17 protein-coding genes and 1 CRISPR repeat array are annotated in these 24,122 nt (G+C 67.1%); of the genes, 13 read left to right on the plus strand and 4 right to left on the minus strand.

Going from position 1 to position 24,122, the window contains the following annotated elements; genetic code table 11:
• Positions 1-229 precede the first annotated feature (229 nt).
• A complete protein-coding gene (locus F8178_RS04005; RefSeq protein WP_317493256.1) occupies positions 230-1,192 on the plus strand; it encodes a hypothetical protein in 963 nt (320 codons plus the stop codon).
• 29 nt (positions 1,193-1,221) lie between these two features.
• Here the strand turns inward: F8178_RS04005 and F8178_RS04010 are convergent, their stop codons facing one another.
• The 3 genes from F8178_RS04010 to F8178_RS04020 all read right to left on the minus strand — a co-directional run bounded on the left by F8178_RS04010 (position 1,222) and on the right by F8178_RS04020 (position 7,573).
• Positions 1,222-2,817: an FAD-binding oxidoreductase gene (locus F8178_RS04010; RefSeq protein WP_317493257.1), complete on the minus strand. Its 1,596-nt coding sequence runs from the start codon at positions 2,815-2,817 to the stop codon at positions 1,222-1,224.
• Between the two features lie 49 nt (positions 2,818-2,866).
• Entirely contained in the window at positions 2,867-4,087 is a 1,221-nt protein-coding gene (gene galK / locus F8178_RS04015; RefSeq protein WP_317493258.1) for a galactokinase, read from the minus strand.
• Positions 4,088-4,446: 359 nt separating this feature from the next.
• Positions 4,447-6,101: direct repeats of the CRISPR family, unit length 36 nt; unit sequence GTGACTCCCGCCTTCCCGGCGGGACTCCATTGCGGC.
• 389 nt (positions 6,102-6,490) lie between these two features.
• Positions 6,491-7,573 carry a hypothetical protein gene (locus F8178_RS04020; RefSeq protein WP_317493259.1) on the minus strand — a complete coding sequence of 361 codons (1,083 nt, stop codon included), beginning with the start codon at positions 7,571-7,573 and terminating at the stop codon, positions 6,491-6,493.
• A 111-nt stretch (positions 7,574-7,684) separates the two neighbouring features.
• Between F8178_RS04020 and F8178_RS04025 the strand changes: the two genes are divergently transcribed.
• Positions 7,685-9,694, plus strand: coding sequence for a TIGR03986 family CRISPR-associated RAMP protein (locus F8178_RS04025; protein WP_317493260.1), 2,010 nt, complete (start codon positions 7,685-7,687; stop codon positions 9,692-9,694).
• Positions 9,695-10,137: 443 nt separating this feature from the next.
• Here the strand turns inward: F8178_RS04025 and F8178_RS04030 are convergent, their stop codons facing one another.
• Positions 10,138-10,383, minus strand: coding sequence for a hypothetical protein (locus tag F8178_RS04030; RefSeq protein ID WP_317493261.1), 246 nt, complete (start codon positions 10,381-10,383; stop codon positions 10,138-10,140).
• Here F8178_RS04030 and F8178_RS04035 point away from each other — a divergent pair, their 5' ends adjacent.
• The 11 genes from F8178_RS04035 to cas2 all read left to right on the plus strand — a co-directional run bounded on the left by F8178_RS04035 (position 10,384) and on the right by cas2 (position 24,012).
• Positions 10,384-11,103, plus strand: coding sequence for a Cas10/Cmr2 second palm domain-containing protein (locus tag F8178_RS04035; RefSeq protein WP_317493262.1), 720 nt, complete (start codon positions 10,384-10,386; stop codon positions 11,101-11,103).
• Positions 11,100-11,654, plus strand: coding sequence for an RAMP superfamily CRISPR-associated protein (locus F8178_RS04040; RefSeq protein WP_317493263.1), 555 nt, complete (start codon positions 11,100-11,102; stop codon positions 11,652-11,654). Before F8178_RS04035 ends, F8178_RS04040 begins: the two co-directional genes overlap by 4 nt.
• Before the next feature lie 5 nt (positions 11,655-11,659).
• Complete coding sequence (locus tag F8178_RS04045) at positions 11,660-12,904, plus strand: type III-B CRISPR module-associated Cmr3 family protein (RefSeq protein ID WP_317493492.1); 1,245 nt, start codon at positions 11,660-11,662, stop codon at positions 12,902-12,904.
• Complete coding sequence (locus F8178_RS04050; protein WP_317493264.1) at positions 12,901-14,181, plus strand: RAMP superfamily CRISPR-associated protein; 1,281 nt, start codon at positions 12,901-12,903, stop codon at positions 14,179-14,181. Before F8178_RS04045 ends, F8178_RS04050 begins: the two co-directional genes overlap by 4 nt.
• Positions 14,178-14,672: a hypothetical protein gene (locus tag F8178_RS04055; RefSeq protein ID WP_317493265.1), complete on the plus strand. Its 495-nt coding sequence runs from the start codon at positions 14,178-14,180 to the stop codon at positions 14,670-14,672. Before F8178_RS04050 ends, F8178_RS04055 begins: the two co-directional genes overlap by 4 nt.
• Before the next feature lie 364 nt (positions 14,673-15,036).
• On the plus strand, positions 15,037-17,427 hold the full coding sequence (gene cas3 / locus F8178_RS04060) for a CRISPR-associated helicase Cas3' (RefSeq protein WP_317493266.1): 2,391 nt from the start codon (positions 15,037-15,039) through the stop codon (positions 17,425-17,427).
• Positions 17,420-19,633 (plus strand): type I-U CRISPR-associated protein Csx17, encoded by a 2,214-nt coding sequence (gene csx17, locus F8178_RS04065; RefSeq protein ID WP_317493267.1) that lies wholly within the window; start codon positions 17,420-17,422, stop codon positions 19,631-19,633. Before cas3 ends, csx17 begins: the two co-directional genes overlap by 8 nt.
• Positions 19,630-20,616: a type I-U CRISPR-associated RAMP protein Csb1/Cas7u gene (cas7u, locus tag F8178_RS04070; protein WP_317493268.1), complete on the plus strand. Its 987-nt coding sequence runs from the start codon at positions 19,630-19,632 to the stop codon at positions 20,614-20,616. Before csx17 ends, cas7u begins: the two co-directional genes overlap by 4 nt.
• The gene (csb2, locus tag F8178_RS04075) at positions 20,613-22,070 is read left to right on the plus strand and encodes a type I-U CRISPR-associated protein Csb2 (RefSeq protein WP_317493269.1); all 1,458 of its coding nucleotides are present in this window, start codon (positions 20,613-20,615) and stop codon (positions 22,068-22,070) included. Before cas7u ends, csb2 begins: the two co-directional genes overlap by 4 nt.
• Before the next feature lie 8 nt (positions 22,071-22,078).
• Complete coding sequence (gene cas1, locus F8178_RS04080; protein WP_317493270.1) at positions 22,079-23,719, plus strand: CRISPR-associated endonuclease Cas1; 1,641 nt, start codon at positions 22,079-22,081, stop codon at positions 23,717-23,719.
• A 5-nt stretch (positions 23,720-23,724) separates the two neighbouring features.
• Positions 23,725-24,012, plus strand: coding sequence for a CRISPR-associated endonuclease Cas2 (cas2, locus tag F8178_RS04085; protein WP_317493493.1), 288 nt, complete (start codon positions 23,725-23,727; stop codon positions 24,010-24,012).
• Positions 24,013-24,122 lie beyond the last annotated feature (110 nt).

Below are 24,122 nucleotides of genomic sequence, written 5' to 3' on the forward strand. Positions count from 1 at the left end.
GACTCGTGGGGGGCGATCGAGTCGCGGTCGAGCCCGGCTGTGGCGTGGGGAACCGGTGGGGCTCGTCGATCAGCACGTCGTGATCACTCGTTGGTATGACTTCGGCTGTCCCGGTGCTGTGCCCGGAATACGCTGATCTTCGTGCGATGATCACCGGTCTCGCTGGGCGCTCGCGCGTGCGGCCGAGGGGACCGCCACCTGGGGTGGCGTCTGATGAGGAGGTACAGCGATGACAACTCCGACCACATCGACGTCCCCGCCACCGGCTGGCGAGGGCACGAGCACGACGCGGGTCGCACGGTCCGGGCGGGTGGTGGCGGGCAGTGTCCTGGCCGGGCTCGTGCTGGCCGTGCTGTGGTCCCATGTGTTCGTCGACCAGGTGATCGCGGGCGGTATCGCGAACCCGGTGTTCGGCGGTGACATCGCCGAGATCGCGATCACCGGCACGGGCATGGCGGTGGCTTTCGCGTTCATGACCGGGGTGGCTGGCATGTTCACCGCGTGCAACATCGCGGTGTTCAGCGCGCTGGCGCCGATGAGCGCGTCGCGGCAATCCGCAGCGCACCGCGTCGCGGTGCTGTTGCGACCGATGGGCTGGCTGCTGCTCGGCGCGGTGCTCGTCGCAGGGCTGTACGGCGCGGTCGGTGTGTTCGTCGGTGACGTTTCGCCGCAGCTGTCCGAGGCCAGGCTCGGCGATCCGGAGACCGGGCTGCCGGTGCGCCTGGTGCAGGCCGCGGTCGTGTTCGGGCTGATCGGCGCGATCATGGTGTGGCGGGGGCTCGCCTATGTCGGCAGGGCACCGAACCCGCTGGCCGGGGTGTTCGCCAGGCGCCCGGCTGCCGAGATGCTCTTCCTCGGCGGGCTGATCGGCGCGTTCCTGATCGGCAGGCCGTTCCCGCCGTTTCGCACCTTGTACGCCTACGCGGCCGAGACCAGTAACCCGTTGCTGGGTTTCGTGACGTTCGCGTTGCAGTCGGCGGGCAACGTCCTCGGCGTGGCGGTGATCTTCCTGCTCGTGGTGGTGGCGTCCCGGGGGCGGTTCCAGAACTGGCTGATGGCGACGCCAGGGCGTGCCGAGCGCTTCGCGGCGGCTGCGTTCCTGGTGGTCGGTACCTTCTTCCTCGCCTACTGGGTGCTCAAGATGGGCTACCGCGCGGATGTGATGTGGTGGCCCACGTTGCCGTACCACTGAGTGTGTCCGTCCGGCGGCGCGGTGGCGTGCTAGTCGATCAGCACGCCGGGGTTGAGCACCCCGCGCGGGTCGAGCGCGTGCTTGGCCGAGCGGAGCGCGGAGGCGAACGGTTCGGGGCGCTGCCGGTCGTACCACCGCCGGTGGTCCCTGCCGACGGCGTGGTGGTGGGTGATGGTGGCACGGTGGGCGTGCAGGATGTCGCCAGCGGCGGCCTTGATCTCGTCCCACATGGCGACCTCGGATCCCCGGCGGCCAGCGGCGATCACTGTGAAGTACGGGGCGGGGCCGTCCGGGTAGACGTGGGTGAGCCGGCAGGTGATCAGCCCGTCGGCGCCGGTGACGTCCCGGATCGCCGCGCCCAGCTGGGAGCGCACGGCCTCGTAGAGCGGCAGCGCGGCGTTCCAGGTGCAGGCCGTTTCGAAGGTCTCCACGATGGCGCTCATCCTGGCCAGCCCGTCCCGCAGGTAGGGCATGCGCAGGAACGCCGAGCGCCACGACCGCACGGCGGCGTCACCGTCCTCGCCGTCGCTGGACTGTCGCCCGGTCCCGCCTGCCGGGTGGGGTGTCCCGCCGTGCTCAGTGGCCAGTGCCACGGCGGCCGCCAGCGTGTCGTCCACCGGGTAGTGGGCGGATTCGCAGCCGAGCACCAGCACGCTGGCCGAGCCGTCGGATGCGCTGGACAGCTGGGCTTCTGCGGGGTCGAGCAGCCGGCAGTTGCTGGGGTGTAATCCGGATTGGGCGATGGCGCGCACCGCCCGCAGCGCGCGGTCGAACTCGCCGAACATCACCGACGTCGACGCCGTATACTGTGGACGGTCCTGGATGCGCATCCAAGCTTCGGTGATCACGCCGAGCGCGCCCTCCGAGCCAAGGAACAACCGGTCAGGGGAAGGGCCCGCGCCGGAGGCGGGCAACCGCCACGACTCCCCGGTCCCCGAGGGCGTGACCACCCGCATCGACTGGACGAAGTCGTCGATGTGCGTGTGCAGCGTGGCGTAGTGCCCGCCTGCGCGGGTGGCCAGCCAGCCGCCGAGGGTGGAGAACTCGAAGCTCTGCGGGAAGTGGCGCAGCGTGTAGCCGTGGGGGCGCAGCTGGTCCTCCAGCTCGGGGCCGAACGCCCCGCCCTGGATGCGGGCGGCGCGGCTGACCGGGTCGATCTCCAGCACCCGGTCGAGCGCGGAGGTGTCCAGCGAGATCACCGCGCTGTGCCCCCGGTCGCGGTACTCCACACCGCCGACCACCGAGGTGCCGCCGCCGTAGGGGATGACCGCGTAGCCGTTGGACATGGCCCAGTCCAGCAGCTCGACGACATCGAACTCGGTGCGGGGGAACGCCACCAGGTCGGGTGGGTGGTCGAGGCGGCGGTGCAGCGCCCGCATCACGTCCCGGTAGGCCTGCCCGTAGGTGTGGGCGGCACGCGCCTCCGGATCGGCCGAGCACAGGTGTTCCAGCGAGGTGGGTGGCCGGATCCGGCTCGGCGGCAGCTGCAGTTCGGCGACCTCCGGCACTGGGATGGGAGATTCCGGCAGGCCCGGGACCAGGGAGGCCAGCTCGACACACTCGACGTTCGACAGCGCCTCGTCGCGCCAGCCCCAGCCCCACCAGGTTCGTTCGCGTGCGCTCACCCGGGCAACGGTATCGCGTGTCGGCGCTCGGCACAGCTCGCTCGCGCCGTCACCGTAGCCGCTGCGCGGGCCCGGCAGGCTCGGCAAGCAGGAACCGCGGCCGGTGCCAGTCGCGCGCGGTGAACGCCTCGTCGACGGCCACCGCCACATCCGACAGGTGATCGTCGTCGACCAGCGCGATCGCCGACCCGCCGAACCCGCCGCCGGTCATGCGCGCGCCGTCGGCGCCTGCCTCGCGCGCGGCGGCCACGGCGGTGTCGAGCTCGGCGCAGGACACGGCGAAGTCCTCGCGCAGCGAGGTGTGCGAGGCGTCCAGCAGCTCCCCGAGGGTGAACCAGTCGCCGGTGACCAGCACCTGCCGGGCCTGGTCGGTGCGGTGCTGCTCGGTGGCCACGTGCCGCAGCCTGCCGCGCAGGCCGGTGTCACCGAGGGTGGGCAACGCCGTGCCAAGATCGGTGACCTCCCGCAGGCGGGTGACGCCGAGCTCAGCCGCGACGGCGTCGCACTCCTCCCGCCTGCTGCTATACCGCCCGTCGATCAGCGCGTGCCGCACTCGCGTGTCGATCACCAGTAGCCTGCGGTCGCCGGGCGGCCACGGCAGCGGCGTGGCGGTGCCCGACGCGCAATCCAGGTGCAGCACCGAGCCCGCCTCGGCCAACAACGCCACCGTCTGGTCCATCCCCCCGGTCGGCGCGCCCGCCACCTCCTGCTCGGCGCGGACGCACGCCTGGGCCAGCCGCCGCCTGCCGTCGCTGTCGGTGGGAAGGTGCAACACCTCGGCCAGCGCCAGCGCGAGAGCGGTTTCCAGCGCGGCCGAGCTGGCCAGACCCGCGCCGGTGGGCACCCGGCTGTCGATGAGGACGTCGACGCCGGGCACATCGTTGGCCTCCGCGCCCAGCGCCCACAGCACACCGGCGGCGTAGGCGGGCCAGCCCCGCACCTCACCAGGGCGGCAGTGGTCCAGCGTGCCGAACCACGGCTCCGGCCGCTGCTTGCTGGACAGCTGCACCGTGTCGTCGTCACGCGGGCGCAACGCGACGAACGTGCGGTGCGGCAACGCCAGCGGCAGACAACACCCGCCGTTGTAATCCAGGTGCTCACCGATGAGGTTCACCCGGCCAGGAGCGGCGTGCACCGACACGGGCGGATCGCCGAACCGGCTGGTGAAGTCGTCAACCAGCTCGGCAGCCAAGGTGTCGGGATCGCCCGGCGCGAGCCACGAGACCGCGGCAGCAGTCGCAGGAGGTGGGCGTTGCTGCTCAGCGGTCATGGCGGACAGTGTCGCAGGGATCATGCGAAAGGGGGAGGGGTGAGCGAGCGGCGGAGGAATCGGTGGTGCGGCGCGGCGGGCGACACGACTGAGCATCGCCTGTAGTCGAGTACCGTGGTGCTACGCCGTATGGATGGGGTCGAGGTCATGCGCAACACCGAAGGAATCGATTCAGCACCGTGCTTGCCGTATGCGAGCGGTGAAGTTCAGGCTCTCACCCCGGGGAGCGCTCGCATGCAGGTCACAGCCATACGCGCCGGTGTGCGCAGGGTGGAGAAGCGGACTCGGCACCGGCGGCATGGCCACCGCTCGCAGGATGCTGTATTCTTGCAGGTCACACGGCCCGCATTTGGCGAGCCGTGACTCCCGCCTTCCCGGCGGGACTCCATTGCGGCTGTTTGAACGCCGCGAACCACTGCGCGATCACTCGATTGTGACTCCCGCCTTCCCGGCGGGACTCCATTGCGGCCAGCGCGACAGAGGTTGCAAGGCAACGCTGGAGAATCGTGACTCCCGCCTTCCCGGCGGGACTCCATTGCGGCACCTCCGAGTCCGAGGCGTCGTCGTCGCCGGTCGGGGTGACTCCCGCCTTCCCGGCGGGACTCCATTGCGGCCTTCGGTGGGCGGAGGACTACAGCCCCCAACTGGCTGAGGTGACTCCCGCCTTCCCGGCGGGACTCCATTGCGGCTCCGGTACCATCCGCAGGCTCCGGACGGTCTGGACTAGTGACTCCCGCCTTCCCGGCGGGACTCCATTGCGGCATCCCGCTCGATCGCCGCTAAGAGCAGGTCCCGGTAGGTGACTCCCGCCTTCCCGGCGGGACTCCATTGCGGCGTCACAGCTGACCTGTAGGCATCCACATCCGCCTCGTGACTCCCGCCTTCCCGGCGGGACTCCATTGCGGCGGTAGAACCCTGAAAGGGTTCACGATTTTCCCGGAAAGTGACTCCCGCCTTCCCGGCGGGACTCCATTGCGGCCAATTGGCGGTCTACGCGGAGGGGGTCAGGGATAACCTTGTGACTCCCGCCTTCCCGGCGGGACTCCATTGCGGCCTTTTCTTCTAGACGTACCTGGAGCTGACGCCACTCCTCGTGACTCCCGCCTTCCCGGCGGGACTCCATTGCGGCCGCGAGACAGCACGTTTCTTATTTGCTCAAGGTGCTCTTGTGACTCCCGCCTTCCCGGCGGGACTCCATTGCGGCCGGCCATCAGGCCCTGGAGCTGACAGAGGATGAGGCCACGTGACTCCCGCCTTCCCGGCGGGACTCCATTGCGGCCCCGGACACGTGCTTACTCGGGCAGGTATACGGCGACGTGACTCCCGCCTTCCCGGCGGGACTCCATTGCGGCCGGGAGACAGCGGACGTGGTGCAGGCCGCCGAGGCTGTCGGGTGACTCCCGCCTTCCCGGCGGGACTCCATTGCGGCCTTTGAGTCTCGTACCGAGCGCACGCGCTTTCGGAGCCGTGACTCCCGCCTTCCCGGCGGGACTCCATTGCGGCGCGCCGTCCAGCCACGCTTCCTCAGCCTCACCGATCGGTGACTCCCGCCTTCCCGGCGGGACTCCATTGCGGCAGCAACGGCACCGAGGGGTACGCGTGGATGGCGAACGTGACTCCCGCCTTCCCGGCGGGACTCCATTGCGGCATGTTTAATGTAGACTCACGCGCTCGGAGCAGAAAACGTGACTCCCGCCTTCCCGGCGGGACTCCATTGCGGCATGTTGGATCAGGGTCACCCACCTGTACATCTTCAAGTGACTCCCGCCTTCCCGGCGGGACTCCATTGCGGCAATCTCGCTGTCGATCCCGAGCACGCGAGCGATGCGTGTGACTCCCGCCTTCCCGGCGGGACTCCATTGCGGCCGTAGCGCGCTGTGGGTGACGCGGTAGCCGCTGTCGTGGAGGTGACTCCCGCCTTCCCGGCGGGACTCCATTGCGGCATCTGCCACATGACCTGGCACCGGTAGTAGACGGGGTGACTCCCGCCTTCCCGGCGGGACTCCATTGTGGCCGCCACAGTTGCTGCACACAGTTCGTCCGGTGGGTTCTTGTAATTCCCGTCATCCCGGTGTGAGTCGAGTCCGGCAAGTCGCCTAGGATGCCTTATCGGGATCGCAGTGGTCTACGCGACGACTGCGTAATGGCGGAAGCACCACTAGGGGTTCGGCCTGCTGCGAATGGTCGATCGTGTTCGACCCGAAGTGAAGCGACTAGAGGCTTCTCGGAGTGGTCTCCGATTGAGATTCTAGACTATCCGATTGCGCTGTGGTTTTATTTCTGTGGATCGAATCAATGTTTCACGGCTGGTTCGATAGGATAGCTGATGGGGAGTGCTATTCCCTCGGGCGAAATAATACGGGCGCCAAGACCATACCGTGTCGTCTCTGTCACTGTTGTCGTTCAGGTCTGAAGAGTGTCAGGTTGATTCGCGCGGACGCGTAGCGGTATGTAGCGACCCTTTTCCTGGTCGTAGTGCATCAGGTGGGTGCGCTCGAACAGTTTGACGTTGTGTTGGATGAGGATCCAGCCGATTGCCAGCGCAACCACTTTGGGCATCATGGCAAAAATGATAAATTGCTTTGACGGATTGTCGCGTGCCAGGCTTATGAGCGTGTCTGCCACCTGTAGTGCCTGCGCTCGTAGCTGCGTGTCGCAGTAATCGAGGTTCGGATCGGAGAGAGGACTGTGTTTCGTGTCAACTGGCTTGATTTTATAAATCTCTCCGACAGAAAAACTATTTATGTGGTCGATAGTAAGTTTGTCTGAGTTCCTCGTGAGGGCGATGTGTACCGCTATGTCGTCGTGTGAAGGATCCTCGAATTCCTTATTGATCGTCAATTTGCACGGATCGATGTCTCGAGAAGATAGGTTAATACTGTCGCCGCTATCGTACTGCGGGAGCGTGAGTAGAGCGTTCTTCTTGGGGGAATCGGGATGTAGCTCGAGGGCGTGCAACTTACGGCTTGCCGGAAGGTTCGCGCCTAGGGCCACGGTGGCTGGCCAGAACATGTTTGGCGCGATGGTGTGCCCTGTGTCGTCCGGGCCTGAGTTGATCATCTGTTCGAGTGCTGTGCTGACGCTCTCACAGGAATCGACGAGGTGTATAATTCCGTTCTCCTGGTAATGTTCGAGGTCAACCCAGCGCGTGATGGATCGTACAGAGATGCTGCGACGGATGGCTTCTTTGCGAGACGCTGTCCGCCAATCCCGCATGCCTTCGTCGAGGAGCTGGACACAATAGAGGGTTCCCGGTTGCTGTTTGACGCGACTACGAAGCCAGAGCAAGACTCCCAGCAGAATCGCCGCCACAGCGGTCGCTGCCACAAGGACCCGCCACGAGGAGACGAACAGCGCGTCAAGGGTCACCGCGAGCATGGCTGTTGTCAAAGCGACAGCGATGCCGATGCCCCATTCGAGCCACGTAATGCGGTTCGAACCTGCAAACATGATTCCGCGCAGGTCGCGCCAGCGGGGCTTGTTCATCGACGGGGACCTTCCTTGTGCCTGTCGGTGCCGCTGTGTAACGTAACGCAACGCTGTCGAGACGTACAGACACGAGTGGGAAGTGGTCCAGACGGCTCCGGGAGGTCGGCCGTGCCGGAGAAGTTTATCAACCCGTATACGTTCGTCCCGCTGCCAGGGGCGTCACCTCGACGGGGGCGGCCGCACGGACATTGCGGGGATCCCGCGCTGTTGTCGGGAATCCTGCGTGTGAAGATCAGTGCCGTGATGCCGCTGCTCATTCGTTCTGTTACGGCGAGCGGCGAGGGTGAGGGGCCAACGGGTCTTCCGGCGCGCCCGGACGGCACGACGATCATTCCGGGATCGACGCTCAAGGGAGCGCTGCGCTCACTGCACGAGACTGTGGCGGGTGGGTGCTTCCGGGTCTTCGACGACGGTTTCGTTCCTGTGTACCGCCAGTTGACGAGCGCGGGTTCGGGCAAGAGGTTACGGCTTGCCGTGGTGACGCGTCACAACGATGTGAACGAGCCACCCGCTGTGCAGTTGTGCGACTCAAATGGCCGGAAGGTGCCACAGCACCTCCTCATGTCGCATCATGGTCCGCCCGGCATGCCGTGGCGTTCGGGGCACCGCGTGAGACCGAGCTTCGGCAAGAAGGGGAAGGTCACCGCGATCCAATATGATCCGAACGGCGAATGGGTTCTGTATCTAAGTGATCCAGGTGGGCGAAACCGCGACAGCGAGAAACCGGCGCCGTACCGAGGCTATATTGCCAAGCTCACGGGCCAATCCGCCGACGTCCCGGCTCATGTGTGGGAACAGTACCGAGCTGCTCTCAGGGGCGCCGACGACCTCCGGCCCGGAAAGCAACCGGACGATACCGAAGACAAACGGTTCGTCGACGTCATGATCCCAGCGATCTCGCAGGGCGGAGACAAAAGTCCGATCCGGATCGGCCAACGGTACCGGGCCAGCGAAGAGCTCGACATCGGACAACCGGTCTGGGTGCGCACGGATGAGCACGATCAGATCCGGGAGTTGCGACTCGCGCAGATCTGGCGTGAGAGGCCGGATACGGCTGCGGCCGGGGAACGTGTCGGTGCATTCACCCCGTGTGACACCTACGAGAGCCTGTGCCCGAGTTGCCAGCTCTTCGGTGCGGTCGACCCGGTCGGGGAGCACGAGGCCGCGGAGCAACGCGCCTACCAGGGGCACGTCCGCTTCGGGGACGCACACGCTACCGGTCCGGTCGCCACATGTGAGGTCACACTGCCCCCGATGGGCACGCCCCATCCGGGGGCGGGCCAGTTCTACCTGGAGAACGACGCGCTGGTTCGGGGAAACGCCGATCGCCACCCGCTGGCCCGTTGGGGATCACCCGCCGATAAGCCACAACCTCGGCGTCTGCGTGGACGCAAGTACTACTGGCATACGCCGACAGACGACGGGAAACCGACTTGCCGCGGGCAGGCACGCTGTCACCAGCACGAATCTGGTAGTGAGATGGTATCGGCAGCCTCGGTGCTGCCCGCAGGCACCGTGTTGACCTCCGAGATCACGTTTACCGACGTGAGCCCCGCGCAGCTCGGCGGGTTGCTGGCCGTTCTCGAACCGGACACGCTGCTGGAGGGCGACGGTCTGCTGCACCACATCGGCGGTGGTAAACCGTTGGGTTACGGAAGCTGCCGTATCGCGATCGACCAGGAACGAAGCCGAATCTGGTACTCCGGCACGCGATACGGTGCGGGCGGCCAGGCGACCGGCGTGCCGAGCCGCGATGAGCTCGTGGCAGCCTTTCGAGAATCCACCGAACATGGCGTCCGCGAGCAGTGGGTCAACGTTCGCCGGGCGCTCGATCCGGCGAGTGTGGACCAGAACCTGGTGTGGTACCCACCGGGTGCTTCCTGGGACGACCAAGGCACAGCGACGTTCGACCAGGGATTCCCGTTCTGGAAACATACCTCCGGCGAAGAAGTCAAGGAGGAGAAAGGGAAGGAAACTGCGGCGAAGAACGACCAGCCGCGTAGAGATCACCCGCTGATCCCGCTACCCCAGATCAGCGAATCCGAGCAGACGCTGCCGATCGTGGCCGAGGCGACGGATCTAGAGCCACAGCAACCACTGGACGGTGGTTCCCCGTGACCATCACTTACCTGGATGTCGCTGTGGTACACATCCAATCGTGGCTGTCACGGACACCGCTGCTGCGCGGGCGTCGCGGTGCCTCGGCGATGGTCGGCGAGGCCACCAAACGCGCCACGGTGGATCAGCTGCTTTCGACGCGTCAGTTGACCGCGCTCGCGGAATGGAACGAGGCCGCAGGAGAGGTGGACGGGGTGATCTCACTGCGGCTCCATACGGACGACGCCGGCGACCGTGAGCGAGTCGAACGCGATATCGTGCGCCATTTACGTGAGTCCCTACCTGCCGCGTCCTTCCGGTCACAGTGGTGGAGTGGGGAGAGCTACGCTCACGCCCTCAGCGAGGGATCACCCGCAGGCGAACGCCGGTGGCCTGAGCTCGTGGCCGAGTGGCCTCCCGGCTGGCCCTGCGCGTGGTGCCAACGCTGGCCAGCTACAGATGAGCTACCGGTGCCCCTGCACGAGCAGGATAATGACGAGTCGCAGCAACAGACCCAGCGCCGGGGTCTGTGCGCGGACTGCGTCCGGCGTGCGAAGGCCGCGGGTTACGCCACAAGCCACGGCAAGCAGCCACCGGCTGAGCGGCGCCTCGCCGAGTACCTCGACAGCCGGGGCGATGATGGCGACATCGACGTCCCGGACACGTTCGAGGCGCTCGCACTGCTCGATAGGGGCGAGGACCGTACGCACGTGGCCACCATCGCCGCCGACGGAAACGGGCTCGGCGACTTCATGCGCAGGGTGCGGGACCACGCCCCCACCGACAGCGGCGACCTGCCACGGCGGATCAACCAGGCCACCTGGCGCGCCTTGGTGGATGCCATCGACGCTGTTTCCCGGCCGGAAGTGAAACAGCTGCCGCTCGTACCGCATTTCATCGGCGGCGACGACGTTCTCGTCAGCGTGCCGGCCCACGACGCCTGGCGGTTCACATGCCGGCTGCAGGAGCGTTTCACGGACCGTCTCCGCGCTGAGCTGGGGGAGATGGTGGGCAACCTCGACCCCCCGACCATGTCGGCGGGCGTGGTGATCCACCACCGCACCGTGCCGATCTTCGTCGTCGTGGAGTTGGCGGAGGCGCTGCTGAGCCGGAGCAAATCCGAGTGGCGCGGCGAACTAGCAGCGCTGGCCTGGCACGACATCACGAACGAAGGTCCGGAGCCCACAAGGCGTGGGAGCATCTCGCTGGATGGTCTGCGCACCCACTGGGAGGAGCTGAATCAACTCCGCAGTTTGCCGGCATCCGCTCGACACCGGCTCGTAAGACTTGCCGCCGGTGAGGCCGACGCCGCTGAACTCGACGAACACCTCGATCGGTTGCAGCTGCGCGACTATGTGGAACCGTTCCTCCGCAGCGACCAGATCAACTTGGTCGACGCGCTCAGGATGGTGCGGTGGTGGTTGGGATGAACACGGTGGAATTCACGATGACCTTCCACACCCCGTTCCGGGTGTCCTCCGGGAAAGCGCGCGACGGGGTGAACGAAACGGTGGACCCGATTGATGCGCTGCCGGCCACCAGCCTGAAGGGTGTGATGCGGGCGAGCGCCGCCACGCTCCTCGGCAGCGACAACGCCCACGTCAGCTCGGTGTTCGGTTCCGGAACGGCACCGTCTCCGTGGCGGTGGAGCGCCGCACGGCCGGAGGACGGTTCCTGGGAGACTCCCCGACCTGTTGCGCGCATCGCGATCGACAGCGACACCCAGACCGCCCGCCGCGACATGCTGGCCTTTGCCGAGCAGACCGGCGCCCTGCGCGCGACGTTCACCGTGAGCCAGTTGGGCTATCTCGACGAGCACGAGCGGCGGCGTCACGAGCTGGTTCTCGCCGTTTGTGGCCAGGCCACCCGTTCGATCGGTGCGCAGCGGCGGCGTGGTTTGGGATGGGTCGGCATTCGCTGCACCAGCCATACCGTGGACGCTGACGCTGTCGCCGAGTTCGTGGAGTTGATGCGGACGTGACCGACATGGCCCACGTGACCGTGGAGTTGAAGGAGCCCGTCGCCGCGGTGCGCCACATCCGTTCCGATTTTCGACAGGACGTGCACGAGTACGTCCCCGGCACGGTGCTACGAGGCGCGTTGGCGGCGGCATGGATCCGCGACAACGGCCCACCGTCTCCTGAGGACGGCGAGTTTCTCAGCGTGTTCGAGGGCGACGGCAGCTTCGGCCCGCTGCACCACCGGAACGGCCTGAGCTTGCCGGTTCCGCTGAGCGTCAAGGTACACAAGTACCGGCCGCGGGAGGACTGCACGCAATTGTGGTGGGACGAGGCGATGGGGGAGCACGACAGCGTGTGCCCGAACTGCGGCGGGCGGCTGGAGCACAGCAAGGGCCAGGCGATGGGCCAGGTTGAACTGGCCACGCGGACGCGTGTGGCGTTGGACGAACACGGTGTCGCGAGGGACGGGAACCTGTTCAGCCAGAACATGCTTCCCGCCGGTATGCGGCTGACCGGCTGGCTGTATGGTCCGGCGGTGCGCGCGGTGACATCGGGCACCGACTCGCCGGGAACCGTGCTTCTCGGAGCCGGCCGCAGCGTGCGAGGTCGAGCGGACCTCACGATCGACGCTCGGCACAGCCCGGAACCGGTAGAGGTCGACAACCGCGACGGAGTCCCGGTCGTCGTCCTGCGGCTGTCCTCGCCGGGTATCTTCGTGGACGCCTACGGGCTTCCCTGCGAGTCGCCCAGCCGGGACGAGCTGTCCGAGGTACTCGGCGTGGAGGTCCAGGACGTCCGGGAAAGGGAACGCTGGACGCGGTGGACCGAGGCTGGCGGCTGGCATGCAGCCAGCGGGCTGCCGAAACCCACCGAGCGTGCCGTCGCGCCCGGCTCTACCTACCTGGTGCGTTGTGCGGAAGCCCCCGACGAGAACGCGCTGCGCACGCTGCGAGCGAGGGGGATCGGCCTCCGTCGCCGTGAAGGGTTCGGCGCGCTTTACCGGGCCGAGCCGCCACGCGGATCGAACGGGCTTCACGGGGCGGTCGCACCGCTCCGGGCGCGGAGCCAGTTGCTGAGCGGGCTTCTTCCCCGGTTGAGGGAGCGTTCTCGGAACCTGCGGTACGGCAGTCAAGACGACACCGAGTTCGCCAGAGCCATGGATCCTGACGTCAGTGGCGAGGAGATCGCTCGCGCGTTCCGCACGCTACTCACCATCGCCGATGTCGACCGCTACATGGATCTGCTGATGTATTTGGAGTCCCCACAGTGAAGGTCACGTTGTGCACGGTCCGGCTGCGAATGCTGTCCCCCGGGGGCGTCGGCGGCACGGAGTCCTCGGAGAACTCCCGGAATGTGCTCCGGCTCCACAGGGATCCGTGGGGACGTCCCCACCTCCCGGGCACCACGGTTGCCGGGAACCTGCGCGCGCACTGTCGCCGCACCGACACGCGGCTGAACGACGTGTTCGGCAGTGCTGGGGACGGAGACACGCGCCGGGGCTCCGAGATCCAGGTACTCGGCACCGTCCTTCGGGGCAGCGCCGAGACCGGCATGGACACGGTGATACATACCCGCACCGCGATCGACCGCTACCGCGGCGCGGCGCGCAATACCTCGCTGCACCAGGTGGAGCAGCTTCCGGAAGGAACCGAGTTCGATGTGGTGCTGCGTTGGAACGACCCGCCATCGGAGCAACGGGGCGCCCTCCTGGAAGCGATCCGCACGTGGCAACCGCGATTCGGTCGGGGAGTCACCTATGGCGCCGGCCGTTGTGTCGTCGTAGGGCTGGGGGTCGTCGACTATGACTTAACCACCCGTGACGGTCTCCATGCGTGGTTGCAGCATACGGAAACCATGCCGTACCCGGAACCGGAGCCGATCGACGCAGCGAGCTCGGCACCGACCTGGGTGATGGATGTCGACTTGGAGATCGTCGACGGACTGCACATCGGTACCGGCGTCGCGTCCGAGGCCGAGGGGCACGACGGCGGCACGATCGCCCGGGTGAAACGTGACCCGCACGGGCAGCCGGTGGTACCCGGTTCGAGCTTGAAGGGAGTCCTGCGCTCACGGGCCGAGTACATCTGCCGTGTCGTCGGTGCCCCACTGTGTGGCGACACTGCGGAGGAGAACGAACGCGGCGAACCGTGCCGACCGTGCCGGATCTTCGGCTACACCGCCGGGCCGGACGCCGCGCGGCGCGCGGCGATCGCGGTACATGACGCACCGATCATGGATGCGGTGGTCGAGGTACGGAACCACGTGGCGATCGATCGCTTCACCGGCGGAGCTCGCGATCAACTGCTGTACCGCACGGAGCTGGTTGTGGCGGGGCGGTTCCGCATCCGCGTCGAGGAGCTTCAACGACTTGATGACACCGACCGGCTGTTACTGCACGCGGTCGTGGCCGACCTCCACGACGGTCTGATCGGCATCGGTGCTCGCACCACTGCGGGACAGGGAACGGTGCGCGTGGCCGATTCTGCGTGGCAGCGCCCTGATCTCGCGAGCCTGGCCAGCCGGCTCGGAGGGGAGGAGGCGGCATGAGCCAGGAGTACTACCTGTACGGCAGCGGACGGCACCCTGCCGAGGACTGGCCGGCGTTGCACGAGTCGGCCGAAGGATGGACGGCGGCCTGGGCCGATGTCGAGGGATTCCACTTCACCGTGCTGCCGGAGCGAATGCCGGTGACGACGCACCTGTGGGCGTGGAAGCCGGATCGCTGGTTGCGTGTCCGCATCGACGGCCAGCACTGGTGGGCGTCTTTGCTGGTTCACGGCACCGACCATCCCCGACCGGACTGGGCTGGTTACTCGGAAACGGTCGAGGTGACGTCCATGCCGATGCTGCACTGGCCGACCGCTGACCGCCGCGTGCAGCAGTTCCGCCAAGCCCCGAACAGCCAGAACGTGCTGGAGATGACCGAGTTGTTCCAGCTGACACCGTTGCGGCAATCCGCGTCGGGCATGTTCATCGGCGCGGGCCCGATGAGCCCTGAGTCTGCATCGCCAACCCTCCGCGGTAATGGCTCATCATAGCCTTTGCCGGAGGCTGTGGCAGCGTCCTGGGGAAAGACCTCAGGCGGCGTTGTTGGAGCCCGAGGAGCATTTCGACGACACTAGTGTTTGCCGAGGCAATAGCCGAGGAAGTGGGCCCGACTCTTCTCCGGACGGTGAGGGGTCGGGTTTCGCGTATCAGGGGGCAAGGATCGCGGTCGTGAGCCGCCGTCTCCACTCGCCACCAGCTCCTACCGGCCAAGCGACAGCGTCGGCGATCCACAGCAACGGCTCGTCCCGGTGGTCGACATGTCGGTAGTCCAGCGTGTGCAGTGCGCCGCACGGACTGCGCCATTCGTGTGTTATGTGTACCACTCAGGGAGCGAGTAGTGGTTTCATGCCTTTGATGAGTTTTGGGGAGTTCGTTGCGCGCGCAGCAGGGGGCGCAACGCCGTATCACTACCAGCAGCGACTTGCCGACAACGGTCTGCCGGATGTGTTGCAGGTGCCGACGGGGGCGGGTAAGACACTCGCTGCCGTGTTGCCGTGGCTATATCGCCGCAGGGCGCATCCGGATGAGGCCGTGCGGGCTGATACGCCGCGTTGGTTGGTGGTGGTGCTTCCCCAGCGGGCGCTCGTCGAGCAGACCGCGGAGGTGATCAGCGGGTGGCTGGATAGCCTTGGCGTATCGGTCCCGGTGCATCTGCTCATGGGCGGCGAGGACAGCGGGCAGCGGGAGTGGAAAGCGAGTCCGCAGCAGGAGCGCATCTTCGTCGGCACGCAGGATATGGTGCTCTCCCGCCTGCTGATGCGGGGTTTCGCCGAATCCCGCTCGGCGTGGCCTGCGAGTTTCGGTCTGCTGCACAACGGGGTGCAGTTCGTCTTCGACGAAGTCCAGCTCATGGGGCCAGGGCTGCCGACCTCGCTCCAGCTTCAGGGGCTGCGTGAGCACTACCGCACAGCGTTGCCGACCCGGTCGATGTGGATGTCCGCGACGATCGACCCCGGCTCCTGGGCGTTCCCCGATTTCCCGAACCGCGAGCTCACCGTCGAGACGCTGGACGACGCCGACTACACGGGTGCGCTGCGGCAGCGACTCGATGCGACCCGAACCGTCCAGTCAGTCGATCTCGGCGACGTCGACACGAAACAGTACCCGCGTGTGCTGGCCGATCGCGTGCTGGACGAGCACCGGACAGGTACGCGCACGCTGGTCGTCGTCAACACCGTCGACCGGGCGATGGACGTCTACGGCGAGCTCACCCGCGCCGAGCCCGATGTGTCGCTGGTACTGCTGCATTCACGGTTCCGTCCGGCAGAGCGGCAGCGAAACCTGGTCGCCGCACGTGCGGCACCTGCCGATACCGGTTCGATCGTTGTGGCCACCCAAGTACTCGAAGCCGGGATCGACCTCACCTCCGAAACGCTGATCACCGAGCTAGCACCGTGGACGTCGCTGGTACAACGGGCGGGCCGATGCAACCGGGACGGCCGCGCCACCGGCGCGCGCCTACTATGGGCCGCACCGCCCTCGGGGCGCGACTCCCACCTGCCGTACGAGGCTGAGGACCTGGAGAACGCTGCGGAGTATCTGCGGCGGACCGAGGGCCGCGCGGTGACAGCGACCGACCTCGCCTCGGCGCACGTCACCGAGGTCCCACGCATCCACCCGGTGCTGCGCCGCCGGGACCTCCTCGGGTTGTTCGACACCGCGCCCGACCTGTCCGGCAACGACGTCGACGTCGGCCCGTTCATCCGCGACGCCGATCAACACACGGTGTCGGTGGCCTGGCGCGAACCGGTAGGTGGCGAGGGCGACGAGACCATGCCGCTTCCGCAGCGACACGAGCTCTGTCCCGCACCCATCCAGCAGGTGCGCAAGCTCGTCGGCGGGAACACCGCGCAGGTCTACGATCAGCGCGACGGCCGGTGGCGGACCGCGTGGCCCGATGACGTGCGGCCGACCGCGCTGTTGGTGCTGAACGCCCCCGATGGTGGCTACCGCACCGACATCGGATTCGACCCGAGAAGTAAACAGCCCGTGCCGCCAGCGGAAGAGCCGAGTGCCGGGCGTGACAGGCAGGTCCCGGTCGCCCCTGAGGCGATGGCGAACGATCCGGGCTCGGCCGGGGACGCGTGGGTGCCGCTGGCGCAGCATCTCGACGAGACCGAACAGGCCGCTCGCGAGCTGCTGCGGACTCTCGGTGTCGAACTCACGGCTGAGCAGCGCGAAGCGGTGGCGGTGGCCGCCCGGTATCACGATCTCGGGAAAGCGCACCCCACCTTCGTGGCCTCGCTGGAGAAGGCGAATCCCGATCATCCGCCCCCGGATGGGGATACGGTCTGGGCGAAATCACCCAGCAAGGCCCCGTTGCGCCACGATCCGCCGTACTTCCGGCACGAGTTGGTCAGTGCCCTGCTCCTGCTGGATGAGGACACCGGGTTGCTCGAAGGACTCGCCGAGCCCGACCTGGCCACTTACCTGGCGCTGGCGCACCACGGCAAGGTTCGGCTCTCGGTGCGGGGACGCCCCGAGGAGGCGGCGAACACCGTTCTGGGCGTGCGCGACGGCTCGGTGACACTGGCAACTGAGCTCCCCGGCGGTGTGCGGCTAGGTGAGCACACCTTGACGCTGGAGCCGACCACGCTCGGGGTCGGCTCGCTCGCCGATCGCGCGCTTCGACTGCGGGACCGAGCTGATCTCGGCCCGTTCCGGCTGGCGTTCTGCGAAGCGCTCGTCCGCGCTGCCGACGCGCGAGCGTCGGCAGCGGCCGTCCACGGGGGTGACCATGCCTGAACTGGTCCTGCCGGGCTGCGGGACGACACCGCTCAGCGACTACCTGACCGGGCTGGGGGTGCTGCGCAGCGTCACCCGGCTGTTCGACCGTGACGCCACGGGCAGCTGGCGAGGCCAGCGGTTCGTGCTGGACTCGACGTTCACGACTCTCGACGAGCTGGTAGAGGCGCTGCACGAACGGTTCGAGCCGGAGGCGATCGTCTCGCCGTGGAACGCGGGATCGGGTTTCGCGGGCAACGGCAAGAACGTCACCGCTGAGAAGGCCCTGGAGTGGGTCCGGCGGTCCGCGGACGAGCGGCTCGTGACGTTGCGCTCCGGCGTCGAGGCAGGCGACGAAGTGGTGCGGCAGGGCCGGGAGCTCGGCTGGGGCGGCACGGGCAGCGAACTGTGGCAACCGGATCGCAAGCGCGACGTGCTCATGCTGTGCCGCAACTCGTTCCCGGACGAAGCGCTCGCGTGGCTGGATGCTGCCAACGTGCTCACCGGTGACGGCGACGTCGCGATCAACCGGTTGCTGGGCACGGGCGGCAACTTCGGCAGGCAGGACCTCTCGGCTACGTATATCAGCAGGGTCCGGTCCGCGTTCACCGATGACCGCAGCAAGGACTGGCTGCACGCGCTGCTGTCCGGGCACGAGAACGTCAGCTACCTCCGCAGCACGGTCGGCCAGTTCGACCCCGGCCGTGCAGGTGGGGTGCAGTCGTCCCCGCTGGAGAAAGCCGACTCGGAGGGGTTCGCGAACCCTTGGGGATTCCTCCTCACCGTCGAAGGGGCGTTACTGTTCGCGGCCGCGGTGGTGCGCAGACACGGCGCAGGCTACAGTGACGCCTCAGTCCCGTTCCAGGTGCGCGGTGCCACTAGCGGGCACGCCACCGCCGCACCCGACGAGCGGGCACTGGGTGAATTGTGGACACCGGAATGGTTCGTTCCAGCCAGGCTGGACGAGATCGTTCAACTGCTCAGTGAGGGACGTGCCGAGTGGCGCGACCGGCCTGCCCGTTCCGGGCTGGATTTCGCCAGGGCGGTGGCCAGCCTCGGGGTGGATCGTGGGATCGCGGCGTTCGAGCGGTATGTGTTCGTGGACCGTCTCGGGCAGAACCCGCTGGCCGTGCCTGCCGATCGTATCCCGGTGCGGCGTCGGGAGAGCGTGCGACTCCTGTCCGAGCTCGACAGGTGGCTGAACCCGCTGCGGGAACGTGCCACCGGCACCGTGTCGGCACGGGTCCGCGACGTCGACGAGGCGTTGTTCGCCCACGCGCGCACCGGCGAGCAGGCGGATTTCGTGGCGGTTCTGGCCGCGATCGGCCGGGCACACGAAGCGGTCGCCGTATCCGGTACCGCCCGGCGGATCGTCCCGCCGCTGGTGCTCGGCGGGGGGTGGGCTATCGCGTCTGAACTATTCAGCGTGGCTCAGGAGGATCCGGAGCTGCGCATCGCCCTGGCGCTGGCCACTGCCCGCGATGATCAACCCGAGGGCGAGCGCCGCCTGCCCACGCTGCACGGCCTGCGGCCGCTGCTGAGCCCGGTCACCAGGCACGACTACTTCCCCGCCTGGACAGATCGGCCGACCCCGTGCCCACTGCGGGCGGGGCTGTGTCGGGCGCTGACTACGGCCGTCCGGCGCAGAGGCATGCCGCGGCCGGACGACGAGGGCCATGAGGAGATGTTGCCCGCGGTGCGCGGACCCAGGATCACGTTCCGTCACGGCATGCGGATCGGCGCCGGCGATATGCAGGCGTTACTCGACGGTGTGCTCGACGAACGGCGCATTGCCGAATTGCTCGCGGGCCTTCTCACTGTCGACTGGGCGACGGTCGCGGTCGAGTCCCGCGAGAAGCCGCCGTGGAATCTGCATGGCCCACGTGCGCATGATGTGAGCCTCGATCTGCTGGTGCCGTTCGGCATCGCCGAGCCGTTCACGTTACCGCGAGAAGACGACTCCGAACACCGCATCCTGCTCCGGCCGGGCGCTCACTGGCCTGCCATGCTGGCCGCGAACCGTGCTGGCGAGGTGCTCGATGACGCTGCGCGTCGGCTGCGTCTCGGGGGCGTGCCGCATGTGGTCCGCCCACGTCATCACGTCACGCGCAGCGAAGCACTCGCCGTCGCGCTCCTCGCCCGTGCTCGCGACAGCGACGTGCAGTACGCCCTGCGCCGGGTTGGAGTCCTTCCCGACATCACCGAAGCCGACAAGGAGTCCGCATGACACGCCGTGTGATCTATGACGCCGACCTCGCTCCCGTGCCCGGTAGCACGTTCCAGCCCACCGGGTTCCCGGACATCGGCGCGGCTACGTTCACCCGCTATGACGGGGACGGCAATCAGGTCGACTCGCTGCTGGTCGAATCCGTGCAGTCGATGGCGAATCGGCTCGAATCCACCGCGTGGGACGCTGCCGGCCAGCGGCCCGTCGAGACCGTGCGGGGCCTGCCGTGGGTGCGAGTGGTGCGCGACGGCACAGGCGAGTTCCTGACCTCAAGCCGACTTGAAGCTCACCGCCTGGCGTCGCCGTTCGTGCACAAGGCCAGTCTGGATGGGCGTTCCATGTTCGACGAGATCCGCGAGCGCCTTGGACTGGCCCAGGACACCCCGCTGAACCGTACCGCGATGGCACGCGCCGTCGCCGAACTCGACCCGTTCTGCCTGATCCACGGGGTGTTCTTCTCGCAGAAGGAATGGTGGGGTCAACCCAAGTTCTCGCGTGCGGTATCGGCAGTGATCGAGGCACACCATGTCATGCGTGTCGACAGTGGAGGTCGCAAGGCCGATCACGTACGCCACCAACTCTCGGATGACTTCGGGGGGACTCAGGAAGGGTATGGCTCGGTGCCGTTCCCGCGCACCGAGTGGACCGCCCGCGCCATCGTCGCCTCGTTCGCGGTGGATCGGGAGCTGCTCTATTCCTACGGGCTCCCGGATCAGGTCACCGAGCTGCTGGAGACCGTGGCGCTCTGGGAGATCCGCTCACTGCTCGAGGGCGGATTGCGGCTGCGCACCGCATGTGACCTGGAGGTGCTCGGGGAGGTGAAGGCGCGTCGAGGACCGGAACTCCCGACGCTGGAGACGCTGACGGAGCGGATTCGTGAGCTGCTGCCCCAATGCACTGACGTGTTCGGCAACGGCGAGCCACTCTCCGTGCAGTGGGCAGATAAGGGCAAGGACAAGGGTAAGAAGGGTGCCCGTAAGTGACCACCACGCTCGCATTCAGCTTCCCGTGGGGGCGATACCACGCGACGCCGTGGGGTCGACATGTCAACGAAGGCGCCGTCGAGTTGCCGCCGTCGCCCTGGCGACTGCTACGTGCACTGTATACGGTGTGGCACACCCGCGTGCCCGACCTGGATACTGACACCGTGCATGCCCTGCTCGGCACGCTCGCCGTACCGCCGATGGTGCACGTGCCGCCGCACACGATCGCGCACACCCGGCACTACTATCCCGACACCCAGCACACCGAGATCAACCTGAGCGTCGATCAGACACTCGACACCTTCGCGGTGTTCGATCGCCACGCGGAACTGGCTGTGCAGTGGCCACAGACGTTGCCGGAGACGCAGTTCGACGCGTTGTCCAAACTGGCGACATCGATGCCGTATCTCGGCAGGGCCGATAGCGTGTGCGAGGCGCGCGTCGCGAAGGAATGGCAGCCCGATCGGCACGATACGTGGGTTCCGGTGGATGTCGCCGAAACCGTCCACCCTGAGGCGGAGGCGACCACCGTCCTCGCGCCGGAACTGCCGCTGGTCACCGAGTCCCTCGTCGCGCGACCGATGGATGTGCGCAAGGGCGGGCTCCTGTTTCCCGCGGGCACCAGGTTCGTCGGCTACCAGCGTGCCCGAAGCGCACCGAAGCCGCGCCCCCGTCGACCGGCGCGGAAGCACAGCGTCACCACCGTGCGGTTCGATGTCGCGCAGCCGGCGGCGCCCAAGCAAACGGAAGCGCTGGCATACACCGACTTACTGCGGCAAGCCGCGTTGAGCCAGCTCGGTGCTCGCCGAGAGCGGCCCGAAGCTACCGTTCTGGGTGGCAAGCACGCCGACGCGCGAGCCTCGAGGACCGACCACCGCCATGCCCACTATCTCCCGATCACCAAGGCAGGGCGCCTCACTGGATTGGTGGTGTGGGCGCCGGACGGTGTGGGTGGCGAGGAGCTTGATGCCGTGTCCGCGATTCGCTCGTTGCGTAGCGGTATGCGCAAGCGGCAGTCGCACGACGAGGGCAACGACGAGGACGTCGGGAGCGAACGGTGGCGCCTCACGGTGCGTGTCGCGGGCACCGGGCCGGTCGAGACGGTCGCCCCCGAGCTGGCCGGAACGTCCCGAATCTGGTGCTCGCTGACCCCGTTCACGCCGTCTCGTTACGCCAAGAAGCGACACGACTGGCAGCGGTTCCTCCGAGCCGAGGTCGAACGTGAGCTCAGCTATCGCGGCATCGACGCCCGACCCCAGGTTGAACTTGTCGATGGGAACTGGGCCGCGTACCGGCGATACCGGCCTTCCGCACGGATGCGCCAGGACCGCGTTCATGGACAAGCCACCCGACCGTCGGCATTCCTCCGTATCCACTTCGACCGAGCTATCGGAGGTCCACTGGCCCTAGGGCACCTGAGCCATTTCGGGCTAGGTCTATTCGTCCCCGAGTGAGGTGAACCATGTCCGGCGACCTGCTTCCTGCTCGCATGGTGAACGAGTACGTCTACTGCCCGCGCTTGTTCTACCTGGAATGGGTGGAAGCACGCTTCGCCGACAACGACGACACCAAGCTCGGCAAGCAGGTCCACCGGAAAGTGGATGCGGAGACCGGTTCCGCGCCCTTACCCGAGGACGGCGACCTGCGCGCGGCCCGGTCGGTGACCTTGTCCTCCGAACAGCTCGGGGTGATCGCCAAACTCGACCTCATCGAAGGCCACGGTGGCACCGTCGTTCCCGTCGATTACAAGAAGGGTTCACCACGAGACGACGACACGCCGTGGCCGTCCGACGAGGTGCAGGTGTGCCTGCAGGCGTTGGTGCTCATCGAACACGGATACCGAGTTGACTACGCAGAGCTGTACTACGCGACACCCCGTCGCCGGGTGCGGGTGGAGCTCACCGACCAGCGACTGTCCTGGGCCCGGGATGTGGTTGCTGAAACCTGGAACGTCGCCGACCAGGCGGCCGCACCGCTGCCGCTGGTGGACAGCCCCAAGTGCACGAGATGCTCGCTGGTCGGGCTGTGTCTACCCGACGAGACGAACGCGCTCCTTGCGCGCCGCGAGCAGCCGCCGCGCAGACTGGTGCCGAAGGATCCCGACCAGCGCCCGGTGTATGTCACCGAACCGGGTGCGTTCGTGGGTGTGCGCAGCGGTCGCTTGGAGGTCACCAGAGACAAGGAGAAGATCGCGACGTTCCGGTTGCTCGACACCGCACAGCTCGTGGTCTTCGGGAAGGTCCAGGTCAGCACCCAAGCCTTGCAGGCATGCTTCGCCCGGGGAATCCCTGTGCTGTGGCTGAGTAGCGGCGGATGGCTGCACGGGTTCGCCCAGGGGCAGATGTCGAAGTACGTGGAGTTGCGGCGGAGGCAGACCGCCGTGCACGCGCAAGGTGGGGCAGGCCTCGCGCAACGCATCATCGCGGGGAAGATCCTCAACTGCCGGACACTGCTGCGTCGCAACGCACGTGGAAACGTCACCGAGACGTTGGCTTCATTGAAGCGGCTCGCCGATCAGGCACGACACACGGAGAGCTTCTCGTCCTTGCTAGGTGTCGAGGGAACAGCGGCTCGCCTGTACTTCGCCGCGTTTCCCAGCATGATCTCCAGCGAGGCAGCCGACCTCGCGGCTGATTTCTCCGCGAAGGGACGCAACCGGCGACCTCCGCCGGATCCGTTGAACGCGCTGCTGTCGTTCTGCTACGCCATGCTGACCAAAGACCTGGTCGCGATCACCCTGGGCGTCGGCTTGGATCCGTACCTCGGGATCTACCACCGTTCCCGATACGGCAGACCCGCCATGGCGCTCGACCTGGCCGAAGAGTTCCGACCGCTGGTCGCCGATTCTGTGGTTGTCGGTCTCCTCAACAACGGCGAGGTTCGGCCCGCGGATTTCCTCCGGCGCGCCAACGCCGTCGCGTTGACCGACGATGCGCGCCGGACGGTACTGCGCGCGTACGAACGCAGGCTCGACACCGAGATTCGCCACCCGAGCTTCGGGTATCGCATCACCTACCGGCGGGTAATGGACGTTCAGGCCAGGCTGCTCGGCGCGGTACTGGTCGGCGAGATCCCGGAATACACACCTATGGTGACCAGGTGACGATCATGGCTCGACGACGCTACCTCATGGCATACGACATCGCCGACCCGTCGCGTCTGCGGCGGGTATGCAACCTGATGGAGGACCATGGTCAACGCTTGCAGTACTCGGTGTTCCTGTGCGACCTCTCGCTGGGAGAGCGCGCCGACTTGGAAACCTCGGTGGCGGAGGTGATGGACCTTACCGAAGACAGCGTCGTGGAGATCGACCTCGGTCCCGCCAACAGGCCGGCTGCTGTTCGCTGCTTGGGCCGCCCACGGGCGCTACCAGAATCCGGCCCGCAGATTGTGTGACAACCCCTGGCTGCGGCGTATTCGTGCGAATCATGAGATGTGGCGGAACGTTGTTCGGCCGATGCGCTACTCCGACACTGACGGTCGCGGCGTCCGATCGGGTGCGCGTC

It is taken from the genome of Haloechinothrix sp. LS1_15, assembly GCF_033042135.1.
In the GTDB taxonomy this organism is placed as follows: Bacteria; Actinomycetota; Actinomycetes; order Mycobacteriales; family Pseudonocardiaceae; genus Haloechinothrix.